Below are 16,123 nucleotides of genomic sequence, written 5' to 3'. Positions count from 1 at the left end.
ATGGGAAAGTAAAAACCGTTCTGGAAAACTTACTCAAACTTACTCACAGACCTCGAAAGCCTGATTGATAGAGAGTTTGACGTTTCCTTCCTGCTTCATCGAATCCTTGATGGCAGTACCATTAAGTTGGTGTGACCCTCCACAGGCAATCCCCGTCGAACTGACGGTTAAAGGATAATCAATTATGGGATGCCAGCGTTCTAAATTCACACTGGCATTAAAATCCCGATCTAGTTCAATGCCACAGTTACCACATTTGAATATTCGTGCTGATAGTGGCATTTTTTGTCGATGCTGGCAACAGCTACAAAGCTGTGAACTCGGATAGAATTTATCAACTTTAATCACTGTTGCGCCGTACCAACTAGCTTTGTACTCTAGTTGCCTTTTGAACTCATAAAAACCGCTATCAGCAATGGCACTAGCTAAACAAAGGGTTTACACCCTAGTCGTTAATGGCGTTTAGCAAAACTTCAGCTAAACTCATATCTGCCATGTCATCCATAGTTACAGTATCGCAGATATCAAACTTTGCCCCAGCACCTTGCAGTTCATCATCCAACGCCTTCAAAAAGCGGGTCGCCGTTGCATCCGCACCCACTTGAATCATCGTAATTCCCAGTTCTTCATCTCTGTCCATTCGGCGCGAAGCTTCAATAATTGCTTTCATCACGCCTTTGCGATCGTCCGGTTCCCCATCTGTGACTACAATAATAATTTCGCCATTCGCCTTAGTTTGACCTGCTGCTTTGCGTTCAAAATATCGATTAGTGGCATCTTGTAGCACGCCAGTTAAGTTAGTTGTGCCAGCCGGGTCATTTTCCTGAAAGATTTGCGCCACTTTGCTGGAAGTCACATTATCGTAACGTTTAAATCGACTGGAAAACACATAAACTGTTATGCCATCCGGGTCAAATTGTTCGCATTTTCTCGCTAAGGCCAAAGTTGACTCTTGCGCGGTTTCCCAGCGACTTCTACCGCCAGCTTGGTCTGGGGTAGACATACTGCCACTTTTGTCAATAATTAATGTGTAATCTCGTTCTTCCATGTAAAAAATCTCCTTCTAAATATTTGGCAATTATCATTACGCAAGCCAAAGTAAGAAACCCGGTTTTTTCATCTATCTTTAGCTATAAAACCTAAGATTTTGTCGAGCAACCGGGTTTCTTAGCACCCACAACTAATACTCGATCGATACCCTAGTCAGCGATCGCATTTAACAGCACTTCTGTCAAAGTCATGCTCTCCATATCATCCAGCGTTACCGTATCAACGATGTCAAATTTTGCACCTGCGCTTTGCAGATCGTCATCCAAAGCTTTGAGAAACTTTGTCGCCGTTGCATCTGTACCGACTTGAATAAACGAAATAGCCAATTCTTCATCCCTATCCATGTGGCGAGATGCTTCAATAATTACCCGCATTACCGCTTTGCGATCGTCAGGTTCCCCATCAGTCACCACCAAAATTGTCTCGCCATTTGGCTTTGTTTGACCTGCTGCTTTGCGCTGAAAATAATTATTTATGGCATCTTCCAACACCCCAGCTAAATTGGTAGTACCGGCTGGGTCGTTTTCTTTGAAAATCTGAGCGACTTTGCTAGACGCCACATTATCGAAACGTCTGAATTTACCCGAAAACAGGTAAAGTGTAATCCCATCTGGGTCAAACTGTTCGCATTTTCTCGCGACTGCTAGGGTAGACTCCTCTGCTGCTTGCCAGCGACTTCTACCACCTGCTTGGTCTGGAGTAGACATACTGCCGCTTTTGTCGATAATTAAGGTATAATCTCGGTCTTCCACTAGAGAACCTCCTGTCATAAGAGATAAACTCCAACAATCGTCAGACTTCTTTATCTAGCGTAACCAAATTTATTGCGATCGCCCTTACTTTCTAGATAAAAATAATAATTAATCCGGCCATAACGCCTATCCTCTATCAAACATAACAAATAAGCTCGACAACTTAGGTAAAATCGAGACGATCGCATTTGACAGCTATCTTTAGGATTTAGTTTCTTTCAGAGCTTGCAGGTAGTCGATCGCTGCCTCCAATTTGGAAGGATAAGAATAAGAAAACTCTTCAAACCACAACCCCTCTTCCGAACGCGGATTTAACTTTTTCAACCACGCTACCGCCTCCTTTTCCAGCGCTAGCCGTTGTTGCTGCTGGATACGCTCTTGTCTGGCTTGTTCCTCTTTAATTTGTTGCTGTCTCTTCAGTTCTTCCTCCCTATCTTTTTCTGCAAATTCAGACTTGATTTCGTCCAGTAAGCTGTACTCAGAAGCAGAGGGATAAATATTGTTTGACTGCCAAGACACCTGCACTTGACGTTTTGGTATTGGTGGTAACTGAGGAGATTTTTTTTCTTGGGGAGGTGGCTGTTTTTGTTGTGGCTTAGGTTTATCCTTTTCTTCGTACTCAGATTTGAGTTGATTTAATAAATCATCAATCGATTCCATAATATTTTATCCCAATCTTGTGAAAAACTACTCGATCGCATTTTTAACACAAGACACTCTTAATCAGTAATAGCATTGAGCAACACTTCGGTCAGAGTCATATCCTCCATATCATCGATCGTCACCGTATCTACAATGTCAAATTTCGCTCCCGCATTTTGCAATTCGTCGTCCAAAACCTTAAGGAACTTTGTTGCTTGCGCGTCAGTACCTACTTGAATGAAGGAAATCGCCAATTCTTCATCCCGATCCATCAGTCGAGATGCTTCAATAATTACTCGCATAACAGCTTTGCGATCGTCTGGCTCACCATCAGTTACGACTAAAATTGTTTCACCGTTGAGCTTGGTTTGCCTAGCAGCTTTACGTTGAAAATAATTATTGAGGGCATCTTGGAGGACACCAGCTAAATCAGTTCGTCCAGCCGGTTCGTTTTCGAGGAACAACTGAGCAACTTTGCTCGTGGTTACATTCTCGTAGCGTTTAAATTTTCCAGAAAACAAGTAAACTGTCAGACCATCTGGGTCAAGTTGTTCGCATTTGCTGGCTAAAGCGAGGGTAGACTCCTGCATAACAGCCCAGCGACTTTTACCACCCGGCTGGTCTGTCAGAGACATACTGCCGCTTTTGTCAATTATCAAGGTGTAGTCACGGTTTTCCAGCATAAGAGTCTTCCCTATTAGCTCGGTCTAATTCCAAGGTATCAAAAGCTGAGAGGGGTTAGGGATTAGGGGTTAGGGCGTCGGGAAGAGGGAGAGGAAGGAATTTTGACTTTTGACTTTTGACTTTTATCTCCCCCGCTCCCCCACTCCCCCACTCCCCCACTCCTACTTAAGCCGCAGCCAAAGTATTCTTAAGGGGCATCCAGCGGAAAGCGCGATCGCCACCCATTTCCACTATCAGCTTCACTCGCGGCTCCATACTCGGCAAATTCGCCAAGTACTCAACCTCTTGACTGGAAAGAATATGCCCTTCGACGATCCACAACACCAGTCCCTTTGACTTGGGTGGCAGATGTTCCAACTGATAGTTGACGATCGGCGGCACATAGTACACATAACCGACTGCCGCGCCTGTGCCAAGGCTCTTCTTACCCAAATGGGGAGGACGCACCCCATGAACTCCAGTCAGGTACATAGCCACATCACCCAGCCCCCGCGCACTTATATTTAAAGTGGTGTAGCCAGCTGCTCGTATCCGTCGTTGGTAACGACCTTCAAAACCTCCCTCCAGGGGAACGTAAATCCCCAGTGCGCCTGACTTTTCTAGATCTCGAATCAGTTTGCTTCCAGTTGTGATTAAAGCCATAAACTTGGGTGTTACCCGCTAAATGAGTTAAAGAAACGTTACATATAATGTCATTCTAGTAGTGGGGGTAGAACTTTCTGAACAATTTACCTCCTTCCTGGCTGGCCTAAGTCGGCAACGCTGCCAAAAAATTTCTGCCAGGGACTAGACAAGTGCAAAAAAATCGTCTATATTGTTCGATTGTGGCTAAAATTTAATTTTGCTTTTTTTTCTGTCAAGGACTGAAAGCAAAGATGGGATGCCGCCAGTTAAATAGGCTGGCTCCTCCTAGCAGAAATAAATTATTTCTGCACCATAAGGTAAGGGTCAATCTTAAAAATTATCCAGTCCTTGCGGTCACAGCGACTCTAGATGCCTTCAGCTTCAAAAGACTCCGGTTTAGACCGATAAAAGTCAAACAAGCAGGAAGTGACATCAACAAAAGACAGTAATGTCCGGAGTTGTTTGAATTCTACCGAGCGAAAACAAGTGTTAAGCAAAGGTGGGGAAAGCTCTCAAGCTAACCGATAAGCCACATTGAGTTCTGGCCTAAAAGAGATACTAAGCGGCTTGCTACTTAAGTCTCAGTGCCAGGGAATAATGCCAAGCTTACTGCTGGGCTACTTAACAAACAGCTTAAATTAGCTGACGCTTTGCCAAAGTAAGGGTTGGTAAAGGTAGGAATGCAAGCAGCTGTACTTGCAGGAGCCTATTTTATGAGTTTGGAGCGGGGTTAACCCTCTTTCTGAGCCTCGACAGAGAAGCGAACAGCGAGATAGCGGTTAAACCCACCCATAAACAGAAGAAAGCGGATCGACGGATTTATTTATCCGAGTCCGAGTTGATTGTAGTGCGTAAACAAGGAGAGACCAGGTACTGTGGCTGTCGGTATCCTCGGCACTAAGCTAGGCATGACCCAAATTTTTGACGAAACGGGGAAAGCGATCCCCGTCACGGTCGTGCAAGCGGGGCCATGCCCCATTACTCAGATTAAGACGCAGCAGACAGATGGCTACTCTGCCATCCAAGTCGGTTTTGGCTCAACGACTCAAAAGGCTCTCAACAAGCCAGAAATGGGACACTTGGCCAAATCGAATTCCCCGCCGTTGCGTCATCTGAACGAATATCGCATAGAGAATACGGGTGATTATCAACTGGGTGAGCCGATTAACGTCGATATTTTTACCCCAGGCCAAATAGTGGATGTTAGGGGTACAAGTATCGGTAAAGGCTTTGCCGGTTATCAGAAACGGCATAACTTTGGGCGGGGGCCGATGTCCCACGGTTCCAAAAATCACCGCTTGCCCGGTTCCGTAGGTGCTGGAACAACACCGGGAAGAGTATATCCCGGAAAGCGGATGGCAGGTCGTTTGGGCGGCAAACAAGTGACGATTCGCAAACTCACCATTGTGCGCGTAGATGCGGAGCGGAATTTGTTGCTGATTAAAGGAGCGGTTCCCGGTAAAAGGGGTGCCTTGCTCAGTATCACACCGACGAAAAAAGTAGGTAAATAGTCAAGTCAAAAGTCATCAGTCATCAGTCATGTCATGAAATAGATACTTATGACAAATGACAAAAATGACAACTGACAACTGACAACTGACAACTGACAGAGGACGAAGAATATGGTTAACTGTGTGGTGCGAAACTGGGAAGGACAAGAAGTCGGGCAAGCGTCTTTGGAACTCAAAGTAGCCAAAGAAGAAAACGCAGCTCACATCGTCCACCGGGCGCTAGTACGCCAAATGACCAATGCGCGGCAAGGAACTGCCAGCACCAAAACGAGATCGGAAGTTAGAGGTGGAGGTCGCAAACCCTGGCGGCAAAAAGGAACAGGTCGGGCTCGTGCAGGTTCGATCAGATCTCCCCTGTGGCGCGGTGGTGGTGTCATCTTTGGGCCAAAGCCGAGAGACTTTGAAGTGAAGATGAACCGCAAAGAAAAGCGGTTGGCTTTGAGAACGGCTTTGATGAGCAGAGCGGAAGATTTGGTTGTGGTAGAAGAATTTGTGGAAAAGCTGCCCAGACCAAAAACTAAGGAGTTATTGGCAGCAATGCAGCGCTGGGGCGTGCCAGAAGACGCAAAAATCCTGTTGATCGTGTCAGAACCAGCGCCGATCGTATATTTGTCAGCTCGCAATATTGCCAGACTGAAGATGACGCCGGCCAACCAATTGAATGTATACGATCTGCTCTGGGCAGACAAAGTAGTGACAACATCATCAGCTTTGGCCAAAATTCAGGAGGTGTACGATGCCTGACAATACTTTGCGGACACTGGCAGATTTAGTACGCCGCCCCTTGGTAACTGAAAAAGCCACTATGCTGATGGAGCAAGAAAAATACACATTTGAAGTAGCTCCCAAGGCAACAAAAACACAAATAAAAGCAGCGATCGAACAGTTATTCAATGTCAAAGTAAAGGCAGTGAATACCGTTACACCGCCACGCAAAAAGCGTCGGGTTGGCAAATTTGTTGGGTTTAAAGCTCACTACAAAAAAGCCATAGTCACCTTGGCATCCGGCGACGGGGAAAAAATCCGGCAAGTTCTGTTCCCAGAAGTATAGGGAATTTCAAAATTTAGATTTCAAATTTCAAATTTAAATTAAATCGGCAATTTGAAATCGGCAATTTGAAATTACGCTCCACCCCATCAAGCACAAAATTCAAATACTTTCATCTTTTAGTTATGGGTACCCGTTCTTATCGGCCATACACCCCCGGTACGCGCCAGTGTACAGTTTCCGACTTTGCTGAAATCACCCGCAGCGAGCCAGAACCCTCGCTAACGGTATCGAAACATCGTAAAAAAGGCCGCAACAATCGCGGCGTGATTACCAGCAGACGTAGAGGTGGCGGACACAAGCGTCTTTACCGCATCATCGACTTTCGTCGCGACAAGCACAATATCCCAGCTAAAGTAGCTGCGATTGAATACGACCCCAACCGCAATGCTCGCATTGCACTTGTGTACTATCGGGATGGCGAAAAACGCTATATTTTGCATCCCAATGGTTTGAAAGTGGGGACGACGATCGTTTCTGGGCCGGATTCGCCGATCGAAATTGGCAACGCCCTGCCGCTGAGCAATATCCCATTAGGTACCAGCGTCCACAACATCGAACTCTATCCAGGTCGAGGCGCACAAATCGTTCGAGCTGCTGGTGCGACCGCTCAAGTGGTAGCTAAAGAAGGCAACTACGTCACCCTCAAGCTGCCATCCGGCGAAGTCCGCATGGTACTGAAGGAATGCTACGCTACCATCGGCCAGGTGGGCAACCTAGATGCCAGAAACTTGAGTACCGGCAAAGCAGGTCGCAATCGCTGGAAAGGTCGCCGGCCTAAAGTTAGAGGCAGCGTCATGAACCCAGTGGATCACCCCCACGGCGGTGGAGAAGGTAGAGCGCCGATCGGTAGAAGCGGGCCAGTAACCCCTTGGGGTAAACCTACCTTGGGTGCCAAAACGCGCAAACCTAAAAAACCGAGTAGTTCCTTAATAGTGCGTCGTCGTCGCAAAGCCTCCAAGCGCGGACGTGGCGGTCGGGAATCATAAGAATTTTAGATTTGAGATTTTAGATTTTAGATTGACAAATAAAAAAATTTAAAATCTAAAATCCAAAATCCAAAATCCAAAATCCAAAATCCAAAATCTAAAATCGAACTATGGGTCGTTCATTAAAAAAAGGGCCTTTTGTCGCAGACCATCTGCTCAGCAAAATTGAAAAGTTGAATGCCAGAAACGAAAAGCAAGTCATCAAAACTTGGTCGCGGGCTTCAACAGTTTTACCTCAAATGGTCGGTCATACGATCGCCGTACACAATGGCAGAACTCACGTACCGATTTATATTTCCGATCAGATGGTGGGACACAAATTGGGTGAATTTGCCCCCACGCGCACCTTTAGAGGACACGCGAAGGGCGATAAAAAGGCGAAGAGATAGTTTGTCTTAGTCATTAGTCAGTTGTCAGTTGTTAGTTGTTAGTCTGCGGTTAATAGTCAACAATAAACAATCAACGATTAACTATGAATAATGACTCTTGACCGATGACTCTTGATTGATGACAAAGATGGAGAAATCTATGGCAACCGATACCACAGAAATTAAGGCGATCGCACGCTACATTCGTATGTCTCCCCATAAGGTGCGCCGCGTCCTCGACCAAATTCGGGGTCGCTCCTATCGGGAAGCGCTCATCGTTCTGGAGTTCATGCCCTATAAAGCTTGCGAACCAGTTCTCAAAGTGCTGCGCTCCGCCGTCGCCAATGCCGAACACAACGCAGGTTTAGATCCGGCCAAGTTAGTAGTCAGCACAGCCTACGCAGACCAAGGCGCAACATTAAAGCGTTTCCGGCCACGAGCGCAGGGTCGAGCTTACCAAATTCGCAAGCCCACCTGTCATATCACTGTCGCCGTCGCGGAAGCAGCAGAGAAATAGCAATTGCAAGTTTTAGATTTCAGAATTCAAATGGCAAATTTAATCTGAAATCTGAAATCTAAAATCTAAAATCTAAAATCTAAAATCGATATGGGACAAAAGATTCATCCAGTTGGCTTTCGACTGGGCATAATCCAAGAACATCGCTCTCGCTGGTATGCCGACGCCGATCGCTACCCAGAGCTACTCCAAGAAGACTACAAAATTCGCAACTACGTCGAAAAAAATCTGGCTAACGCCGGCATTTCCGACGTGCGAATCGAACGCAAAGCCGATCAAATCGACTTAGAAATTCGCACCGCCAGACCCGGTGTAGTTGTCGGTCGCGGCGGCACGGGTATTGAAACCTTGCGAACCGGTCTTCAAGAAGAACTGGGCAGCAACCGTCAAATTCGCATCAACGTCGTCGAAGTAGCGCGAGTAGATGCGGATGCAGGTCTGATTGCCGAATACATCGCTCAACAGCTAGAGCGTCGCGTTTCCTTCCGCCGAGTTGTCCGTCAAGCAATTCAACGCGCCCAGCGTGCTGGAGTTCAGGGAATCAAAGTACAAGTAAGCGGTCGCCTCAACGGCGCAGAAATCGCTCGGACTGAATGGACGCGGGAAGGGAGAGTACCCCTGCATACCTTACGGGCAGATATTGATTTCGCTTACCGTACCGCCAAGACTATCTACGGCATTCTTGGTGTCAAAGTGTGGATCTTTAAAGGCGAAATCATTCCCGGACAAGAAGAAGTCGCTCCTGCTGCTGCCCCAGGTACGCCTCGCCGTCGTCAAGGCAAACGCCGTCAGCAATTTGAAGACCGTTCCAATGATGGGTAATTTAAAATTTTCGATTTGAGATTTGAGATTTTTAGATGCAAAAGCAATCCAAAATCCTCTCATCCTCTCATCCAAAATTCTCATTCCCAATTACCAGCACAATGACAAGCCATGTTAAGTCCTAGAAGAACTAAATTCCGCAAACAACAGCGCGGGCGCATGGAAGGGTTAGCCACCAGAGGTAGCGAACTTAACTTCGGTGACTTCGGTCTGCAAGCGCTAGAACCAGCCTGGATCACATCTCGTCAAATCGAAGCTAGCCGTCGTGCCATGACCCGCTACATTCGTAGGGGTGGCAAGATTTGGATTCGCATTTTCCCCGACAAACCGGTCACGATGCGTCCCGCAGAAACCCGGATGGGTTCTGGTAAAGGCTCGCCTGAGTTTTGGGTGGCTGTAGTCAAACCGGGACGAATACTGTTTGAAATTACAGGCGTTACCGAAGCGACAGCTCGCGAAGCAATGCGTTTGGCTTCTTTTAAGTTGCCAATTAAAACAAAGTTCGTCATGCGCTCTGAGGAGAATGTATAAACTATGTCTCTTCCCAAGATTGAAGAAGCCAGAAAATTGAGCGATGAAGAGCTGGCAGAACAAATTATTCAGGCTAAGCGACAACTGTTTCAGCTACGCCTGCAAAAAGCAACTCGTCAGTTGGAAAAGCCGCATCAGTTCAAGCACACGAAGCACAAAATAGCTCAGTTGCTGACAGTAGAACACGAACGAAAAATGGCTGCCCAAAAATCCGCGAGTACCACCGGGTCAGTCGCGCAATAGGAGGAAGTGGCAATGGCAGTTAAAGAAAGAGTTGGCTTAGTTGTCAGCGACAAAATGGATAAAACCGTGGTGGTAGCAGTGGAAAACCGCTCTCCCCACCCCAAGTACCAAAAAATTGTGGTGCGTACAAAACGGTATAAGGCTCACGATGAAGAAAACAAATGTCGTGAGGGCGATCGCGTCCGCATTCGCGAAACCCGTCCCCTTAGCCGCACCAAACGCTGGCAAGTCATTGAAATTCTCAGCTCGAATAAAGCCTAATCGGAAATTTCAGATTTCAGATGGCAAATTTATTAAATTTGAAATTTGAAATCTAAAATTTGAAATTCACCGATTAGCGATTAGCTTTTTAGCAACTAGCAAAGCCGTGATCCAACCCCAGACTTATCTCAATGTTGCTGATAATAGCGGTGCCCGCAAATTAATGTGTATCCGGGTATTAGGTGCCGGAAATCGCCGCTATGGCAATGTAGGTGATGTAATTATCGCCGTCGTCAAAGATGCCATCCCCAATATGGGGGTGAAGAAATCAGATGTAGTGCGAGCTGTGATCGTCCGCACTCGCAAAGGTTTGCGTCGCGAAAGCGGTATGAGCATTCGTTTCGACGATAATGCCGCCGTAATCATCAACGCAGATGGCAACCCCAGAGGCACCCGCGTTTTTGGCCCCGTAGCGCGGGAACTGCGCGATAAGAACTATACCAAAATCGTATCCCTAGCTCCGGAGGTGCTGTAATGGCTAATCGTGGCATTGGTCAAGCATCTGCTAAAAAAGCAGGCAATAATTCTGTGCGTTACAAAATGCACGTTAAAAAAGGTGACACCGTTCAAGTTATCTCTGGTAAAGATAAAGGCAAAGTCGGTGAAATCTTAAGGACGTTTCCGAAATTAAGTAAGGTAATCGTCAAAGGGGTTAACATCAAAACCAAACACGTTAAACCCCAACAAGAAGGGGAATCGGGTCGGATTACTACCTATGAAGCACCGATTCACAGTTCTAACGTGATGCTGTATTCCACTAAGCAAAACGTTGCCAGTCGCGTCGGCTACACCTATACCGAAGAAGGTAAGAAAGTACGGGTGCTGAAGAAAACTGGCGAAATTATAGACAAATAAATGCAAGAATTTCAGATTGGAGATTGGAGATTTGAGATTTAATTAAATCTGCAATTTGAAATTTGAAATTTACCGGAATCGCCTTCCTGACCAAGCCCAGGAAGATAGAGAAACGAAGACAATGACTCAACGACTGAAAACCGAGTATCAAGAGAATATTGTTCCCAAACTGAAGGAACAGTTCAATTACAAAAACATCCATCAGGTGCCGAAGCTGGTGAAAATCACCCTCAACAGGGGTTTGGGCGATGCAGCGGCAAACGCTAAGGCACTGGAATCTTCCTTGAATGAAATTGGCACGATCGCAGGTCAAAAACCTGTAGTCACAAGAGCCAAAAAAGCGATCGCGGGTTTCAAAATTCGCCAAGGTATGCCAGTCGGCATTATGGTGACGCTGCGGGGAGATCGGATGTATGCCTTTTTCGATAGATTAGTCAACCTGGCGCTACCCCGCATCCGCGACTTTCGAGGTATTAGTCCCAAAAGCTTTGACGGTCGCGGTAACTACAGTCTGGGCGTAAGAGAGCAGTTGATTTTTCCAGAAATCGAATACGACAGAATCGATCAAATTCGAGGTCTGGATATTTCGATCATCACGACTGCGAAAACAGACGAAGAGGGTCGCGCCTTGCTTAAAGCTTTTGGGATGCCTTTCAGCGATCGATAAGGAGGAGACGATGGCGTCGAATGACACAATTTCAGATATGCTGACGCGCATCCGCAATGCAAATTTAGCGCGGCATCAAAAAACAGCGGTACCGTCCACAAAAATGACTCGCAGCATTGCAAAAGTCCTCAAGGAAGAGGGCTTTATCGGCGAGTACGAAGAAAATGGCGAAGGAGTCAAGAAAGAGCTGGTGATTTCTTTGAAATACAAAGGAAAAAATCGTCAGCCCATCATCACCAAATTGAGAAGAGTAAGCAAGCCAGGACTGCGAGTTTACTCGAACCGCAAAGAATTACCGCGAGTTCTCGGTGGCATCGGCATCGCCATAATTTCCACTCCCAGTGGGATTATGACCGATCGGGAAGCGCGACGCCAGGGAATCGGTGGTGAAGTACTTTGCTACGTTTGGTAACTCGGTCAAGATTCATCGGTCATCAGTCACCTACTTTCCGACTTTTGAATGATTGACTTTTGACAACTGATAACTGACAAAGGACAAAAACGTTATGTCTCGTATCGGTAAGCGCCCGATCGCTGTTCCTGATAAAGTATCGGTGACAATAGACAACCAACACGTTGCTGTAAAAGGGCCGAAAGGAGAACTTTCTAGAGTTCTGCCAGCAGGGATAACTGTAGTGCAAGACGGCGGAACTTTGCAGGTTGTGCGGGAAAATGAGTCTCGCAGCCTCCGTCAACTTCACGGTTTATGTCGCACCCTGGTAGCCAACATGGTTGAGGGAGTCTCCCAAGGCTTTCAGAAAAAATTGGAAATTCAAGGTGTTGGTTACAGGGCCAGAGTTGACGGTCGCAATCTCGTTTTGGTCGTGGGCTATAGCCACGAAGTCAAAATCGAACCGCCCGCTGGCACCCAAATGGCTGTTGATGGCAACGTCAATATCACCGTCAGTGGCATCGATAAAGAACTTGTGGGTAACTTAGCAGCCAAAATTCGCGCCGTCCGCCCACCAGAAGTTTATAAAGGCAAAGGCATTCGTTATGCCGGTGAAGTAGTCAGACGTAAAGCTGGCAAGGCAGGGAAGAAATGAAGCTGAGTCGCATAGAATCGAAGCAGCGTCGGCATCGCCGCATCCGGCGCACAGTCTTTGGAACACCAGAACGTCCTCGCTTAGCTGTGTTTCGATCGAATCAGCATATTTATGCCCAAGTGATCGACGACACCAAGCACCATACCCTTGTAGCCGCCTCGACAGTCGAGCCAGACTTAAAAGCAGAATTAAAAGCTGGCTACAATTGCGATGCTTCGACCCAGGTAGGCAAATTGATTGCACAGCGAGCTCGCGAAGCGGGTATTGAAAAAGTCGTATTCGATCGCGGCGGCAATCTTTACCACGGTCGGATCAAAGCTCTCGCCGACGCAGCTAGGGAAGCCGGTTTAGACTTCTAGTTGTCAATCGTGTCATCAGTCATCAGTCATGAGGAAATGACAAATGACTTTTGACAAATGACAAATGACAAAAAAAAAGGAAAAAACAATGGCGGAAAAAGAAAAAACTCGTAAAAAAAGCAGCCGCACTAAAGAAAAAGAAACTACCTGGCAAGAGCGGGTCATCCAAATCCGCCGCGTTAGCAAAGTAGTAAAAGGTGGTAAAAAGCTGAGCTTCCGCGCCATTGTCGTCGTCGGTAACGAACGCGGTACAGTAGGCGTCGGAGTTGGTAAAGCCAGCGATGTGATCGGTGCTGTCCGCAAGGGAGTCGCCGATGGCAAAAAGCACCTGGTTGAAATACCCCTCACGAAATCAAACTCGATTCCCCATCCAGCTCAAGGTGACGGTGGTGGTGCGAAGATCATGATGCGACCGGCAGCACCGGGAACGGGGGTAATTGCAGGTGGCGCTGTACGCACCGTGTTGGAGTTGGCGGGTGTTCGCAACGTCCTGGCCAAACAGCTCGGTTCTAACAATCCGCTCAACAACGCCAGAGCCACCGTTAACGCCTTGGAAACCCTGCGAACGTTTTCTGAAGTTGCCCAAGATCGCGGTGTGCCGATCGAGAATCTCTTCTCATAGTCACGATCGTTATGAGTCATTAAAAACCATGACTGATAACCGCTGACCGATGACATGATTGACCAATGACCCGTGACCAAAAATATGAGATTAAATGATGCTACGCCTAAAAAAGGCTCCAAACATCGCCCTCGCCGGGTAGGAAGAGGTATTTCTGCCGGACAGGGGGCTAGTGCAGGTTTGGGGATGCGCGGTCAAAAATCCCGTTCTGGCGGTAGCACCAGACCGGGTTTTGAGGGAGGACAACAGCCACTCTACAAGCGCATACCCAAGTTAAAGCACTTTACCGTTATCAATCGTCGCCAATACACTACGATCAATGTCAGTAAGCTGGCATCGCTGCCTGCAAATACTGAGGTAACCCTGGAATCGCTGCTGGGCGCTGGTATTGTCACAAGCAACAAGGGACCGCTGAAAATTTTAGGAGATGGAAATCTTAACGTCTCGCTGCAAGTGAAAGCAGCGGCTTTTACAGCAGGAGCTCGCAGCAAAATTGAAGCGGCTGGTGGTAGTTGCGAAGTTGTAGAAGCGAACCGGGGCTAACCTTAATTTAATTGCAGCCAGTGCCAAGATCGCGTAGAGGTAACCCTTTATGATCAGTCGAGATAAAACCCCAACGGCTCAAGAAACTTTTGCCCAAATGGCACAAGCAGCCGGACTCAGAGGCCGGCTGCTTGTGACAATTGGCTTGCTTATTTTGGTGCGCCTGGGAGTATTTTTGCCTGTACCGGGAATAAACATACAGGCGTTTAAAGATCAGGTTCAAAACAGTCCTTTAATAGGTTTGTTGGATCTTTTCTCTGGCGGCGGTATAGTGGCTTTGGGAATTTTTGCCCTGGGAATCTTGCCCTACATTAATGCTTCGATTATTATGCAGCTGCTGACAGCAGCACTGCCCAGCTTGGAAAATTTGCAGAAAAATGAAGGCGAAGCAGGGCGACGGAAGATTTCTCAGATTACTCGCTATGTAGCTTTGGGATGGGCGGTAATTCAAAGTATCGGTATTTCTATTTGGGTTGCTCCTTTTGCAGAAACTGCCAATCCGGGGTTTTTCTTCTATGCCAAAACGGTGATAGCACTGACAGCGGGTTCCATGTTTGTGATGTGGGTGTCCGAGCTGATCACCGAACGAGGCGTTGGTAACGGTGCTTCCCTTTTGATTTTCCTCAACATTGTGGCGGTTATACCCAAGTCTTTCGGGGCTACGTTGGCATTAGCTCAAGATGCGGCTGGGCGGGCTGATGGCCGAGAAATTGTCGGTAAGGTAATTATTTTGCTGGTGGTTTTCCTGGTCATGATTGTCGGTATTGTTTTCGTACAGGAAGGAACCCGCAAAATTCCCATCGTTTCCGCACGTCGCCAAGTAGGACGTAAGCTGTATTTGGAAAGAAGCAGCTATTTGCCTTTGCGATTGAATCAGGGTGGTGTGATGCCGATTATCTTTGCATCTGCTGTCCTGTTTCTACCAGCTTCTTTGGCAAATTTATTCCCAAATGAGACTTTGAATAAAATCGCCAATACCTATCTCCACCCTGGCAGTCTTATTTATGTGGGGGCTTATCTGTTCCTAATTCTTTTCTTTAGCTATTTCTATGCTTCTCTGATCGTCAATCCTGTGGATCTGGCACAGAATCTCAAGAAAATGGGCTCTAGCATTCCGGGTATTCGTCCCGGTAAAGCTACCAGCGAGTATGTGGAACGGGTTTTAAACAGACTAACTCTTTTGGGAGCTATTTTCCTGGGCGCAGTGGCAATTATCCCAACGGTAGTCGAAAGTGCTACCAATTTGGGAACGTTCAGGGGACTGGGAGCAACTTCTCTGTTGATTCTTGTTGGTGTAGCAATTGATACGTCGAAACAAATTCAAACTTACGTGATCTCCCAGCGATACGAAGGAATGGTGAAACAAGAGTGACGCGATTGATTTTTCTGGGCCCGCCCGGTGCAGGTAAGGGAACTCAGGCTAAGAAGCTGGCCGATTCGTGTGCTATTCCCCATATCTCGACGGGTGATATTTTAAGAAATGAGGTAGCGCAAGGCACTCCTCTGGGCACTAAAGCTAAGTCTTACCAAGAACGAGGCGAGTTGGTTCCGGATAGCTTGATTCTGGATATGATGCGAGAGCGGCTGAATCAAAGCGATACTCAGGATGGTTGGATTCTAGATGGCTTTCCGCGCAATGTCACCCAAGCCGGCTTTTTGGATGAACTGCTCGAGCAACTGAAGCAGAAGTGCGATCGCGTAGTCAACTTGGAAGTACCGGATGAAGTGTTGGTGCGCCGTCTGCTGGGGCGCGGACGTCCTGACGATACAGAGGAAGTGATTCGTCGTCGGCTGGAAGTTTATCGGGAACAAACTGCTCCGTTGATCGATTATTATCGAGATCGCCAGCAACTGGTGTCTATTGAGGGCGATCGCACGATGACAGAGGTCACCACCGAAATTAAGAAAGCGATCGATCTGTAGCTACTGCAAAATTAGGGCGTTGATTTCACGGATGGGCAAGAGCATCCCTGAAGTCAACGCTTTACA

General features: G+C 47.1%; 25 protein-coding genes and 1 pseudogene. 20 read left to right on the top strand and 6 right to left on the bottom strand.

Annotated features, from left to right (window positions below; all coding sequences use genetic code 11):
• Positions 1-39: 39 nt before the first annotated feature.
• The 6 genes and pseudogenes from H6G03_RS00360 to ndhN all read right to left on the bottom strand — a co-directional run.
• Positions 40-432: pseudogene (locus tag H6G03_RS00360) on the bottom strand (RNA-guided endonuclease InsQ/TnpB family protein); the annotation flags it as partial.
• A gap of 13 nt (positions 433-445) precedes the next feature.
• Entirely contained in the window at positions 446-1,048 is a 603-nt protein-coding gene (locus tag H6G03_RS00355; RefSeq protein WP_190460910.1) for a vWA domain-containing protein, read from the bottom strand.
• Positions 1,049-1,199: 151 nt separating this feature from the next.
• The gene (locus H6G03_RS00350) at positions 1,200-1,820 is read right to left on the bottom strand and encodes a vWA domain-containing protein (protein ID WP_190460907.1); all 621 of its coding nucleotides are present in this window, start codon (positions 1,818-1,820) and stop codon (positions 1,200-1,202) included.
• 183 nt (positions 1,821-2,003) lie between these two features.
• Complete coding sequence (locus H6G03_RS00345; protein WP_190460905.1) at positions 2,004-2,462, bottom strand: salt stress protein, Slr1339 family; 459 nt, start codon at positions 2,460-2,462, stop codon at positions 2,004-2,006.
• Between the two features lie 59 nt (positions 2,463-2,521).
• Complete coding sequence (locus H6G03_RS00340) at positions 2,522-3,127, bottom strand: vWA domain-containing protein (protein ID WP_190460902.1); 606 nt, start codon at positions 3,125-3,127, stop codon at positions 2,522-2,524.
• A gap of 166 nt (positions 3,128-3,293) precedes the next feature.
• Positions 3,294-3,770, bottom strand: a complete 477-nt coding sequence (gene ndhN / locus H6G03_RS00335) for an NAD(P)H-quinone oxidoreductase subunit N (RefSeq protein WP_190460900.1) — start codon at positions 3,768-3,770, stop codon at positions 3,294-3,296.
• An 857-nt stretch (positions 3,771-4,627) separates the two neighbouring features.
• On the opposite strand from ndhN, the gene rplC reads away from it, so the two are divergent.
• From rplC to H6G03_RS00235, 20 genes are all read left to right on the top strand, one after another.
• On the top strand, positions 4,628-5,263 hold the full coding sequence (rplC, locus tag H6G03_RS00330; RefSeq protein ID WP_190460898.1) for a 50S ribosomal protein L3: 636 nt from the start codon (positions 4,628-4,630) through the stop codon (positions 5,261-5,263).
• Between the two features lie 111 nt (positions 5,264-5,374).
• The gene (gene rplD / locus H6G03_RS00325; RefSeq protein ID WP_190460895.1) at positions 5,375-6,007 is read left to right on the top strand and encodes a 50S ribosomal protein L4; all 633 of its coding nucleotides are present in this window, start codon (positions 5,375-5,377) and stop codon (positions 6,005-6,007) included.
• Entirely contained in the window at positions 6,000-6,314 is a 315-nt protein-coding gene (locus H6G03_RS00320) for a 50S ribosomal protein L23 (RefSeq protein ID WP_190460893.1), read from the top strand. The genes rplD and H6G03_RS00320 overlap by 8 nt, the downstream gene beginning before the upstream one ends.
• Before the next feature lie 122 nt (positions 6,315-6,436).
• Entirely contained in the window at positions 6,437-7,300 is an 864-nt protein-coding gene (gene rplB, locus H6G03_RS00315) for a 50S ribosomal protein L2 (RefSeq protein WP_190460891.1), read from the top strand.
• Between the two features lie 110 nt (positions 7,301-7,410).
• The gene (rpsS, locus tag H6G03_RS00310) at positions 7,411-7,689 is read left to right on the top strand and encodes a 30S ribosomal protein S19 (RefSeq protein WP_190460889.1); all 279 of its coding nucleotides are present in this window, start codon (positions 7,411-7,413) and stop codon (positions 7,687-7,689) included.
• A gap of 139 nt (positions 7,690-7,828) precedes the next feature.
• Entirely contained in the window at positions 7,829-8,185 is a 357-nt protein-coding gene (gene rplV, locus H6G03_RS00305; RefSeq protein WP_190460887.1) for a 50S ribosomal protein L22, read from the top strand.
• A gap of 90 nt (positions 8,186-8,275) precedes the next feature.
• Entirely contained in the window at positions 8,276-9,007 is a 732-nt protein-coding gene (rpsC, locus tag H6G03_RS00300) for a 30S ribosomal protein S3 (RefSeq protein WP_190460884.1), read from the top strand.
• Between the two features lie 111 nt (positions 9,008-9,118).
• Positions 9,119-9,538 (top strand): 50S ribosomal protein L16, encoded by a 420-nt coding sequence (gene rplP / locus H6G03_RS00295; RefSeq protein WP_190460882.1) that lies wholly within the window; start codon positions 9,119-9,121, stop codon positions 9,536-9,538.
• A gap of 3 nt (positions 9,539-9,541) precedes the next feature.
• Entirely contained in the window at positions 9,542-9,781 is a 240-nt protein-coding gene (gene rpmC, locus H6G03_RS00290) for a 50S ribosomal protein L29 (protein ID WP_190460880.1), read from the top strand.
• Positions 9,782-9,793: 12 nt separating this feature from the next.
• Positions 9,794-10,042, top strand: a complete 249-nt coding sequence (gene rpsQ, locus H6G03_RS00285) for a 30S ribosomal protein S17 (protein ID WP_190460878.1) — start codon at positions 9,794-9,796, stop codon at positions 10,040-10,042.
• A 106-nt stretch (positions 10,043-10,148) separates the two neighbouring features.
• A complete protein-coding gene (gene rplN / locus H6G03_RS00280; protein ID WP_190460876.1) occupies positions 10,149-10,517 on the top strand; it encodes a 50S ribosomal protein L14 in 369 nt (122 codons plus the stop codon).
• Complete coding sequence (rplX, locus tag H6G03_RS00275; protein WP_242056995.1) at positions 10,517-10,897, top strand: 50S ribosomal protein L24; 381 nt, start codon at positions 10,517-10,519, stop codon at positions 10,895-10,897. The genes rplN and rplX overlap by 1 nt, the downstream gene beginning before the upstream one ends.
• A gap of 121 nt (positions 10,898-11,018) precedes the next feature.
• A complete protein-coding gene (gene rplE, locus H6G03_RS00270) occupies positions 11,019-11,564 on the top strand; it encodes a 50S ribosomal protein L5 (RefSeq protein WP_190460874.1) in 546 nt (181 codons plus the stop codon).
• 10 nt (positions 11,565-11,574) lie between these two features.
• Entirely contained in the window at positions 11,575-11,976 is a 402-nt protein-coding gene (gene rpsH, locus H6G03_RS00265; protein WP_190460871.1) for a 30S ribosomal protein S8, read from the top strand.
• 94 nt (positions 11,977-12,070) lie between these two features.
• Entirely contained in the window at positions 12,071-12,610 is a 540-nt protein-coding gene (rplF, locus tag H6G03_RS00260) for a 50S ribosomal protein L6 (RefSeq protein WP_190460869.1), read from the top strand.
• On the top strand, positions 12,607-12,969 hold the full coding sequence (gene rplR, locus H6G03_RS00255; RefSeq protein ID WP_190460867.1) for a 50S ribosomal protein L18: 363 nt from the start codon (positions 12,607-12,609) through the stop codon (positions 12,967-12,969). Before rplF ends, rplR begins: the two co-directional genes overlap by 4 nt.
• A gap of 88 nt (positions 12,970-13,057) precedes the next feature.
• Entirely contained in the window at positions 13,058-13,591 is a 534-nt protein-coding gene (gene rpsE, locus H6G03_RS00250) for a 30S ribosomal protein S5 (protein WP_190461141.1), read from the top strand.
• An 84-nt stretch (positions 13,592-13,675) separates the two neighbouring features.
• Positions 13,676-14,134 (top strand): 50S ribosomal protein L15, encoded by a 459-nt coding sequence (rplO, locus tag H6G03_RS00245; RefSeq protein ID WP_190460865.1) that lies wholly within the window; start codon positions 13,676-13,678, stop codon positions 14,132-14,134.
• A 49-nt stretch (positions 14,135-14,183) separates the two neighbouring features.
• A complete protein-coding gene (gene secY / locus H6G03_RS00240) occupies positions 14,184-15,506 on the top strand; it encodes a preprotein translocase subunit SecY (protein ID WP_190460864.1) in 1,323 nt (440 codons plus the stop codon).
• Positions 15,503-16,057 carry an adenylate kinase gene (locus H6G03_RS00235; protein WP_190460862.1) on the top strand — a complete coding sequence of 185 codons (555 nt, stop codon included), beginning with the start codon at positions 15,503-15,505 and terminating at the stop codon, positions 16,055-16,057. The genes secY and H6G03_RS00235 overlap by 4 nt, the downstream gene beginning before the upstream one ends.
• Positions 16,058-16,123 lie beyond the last annotated feature (66 nt).

The organism is Aerosakkonema funiforme FACHB-1375 (genome assembly GCF_014696265.1).
In the GTDB taxonomy this organism is placed as follows: Bacteria; Cyanobacteriota; Cyanobacteriia; order Cyanobacteriales; family Aerosakkonemataceae; genus Aerosakkonema; species Aerosakkonema funiforme_A.
The sequence above is the reverse complement of the archived record's forward strand: the minus strand, read 5'-3'. Positions and strand labels throughout refer to the sequence as shown.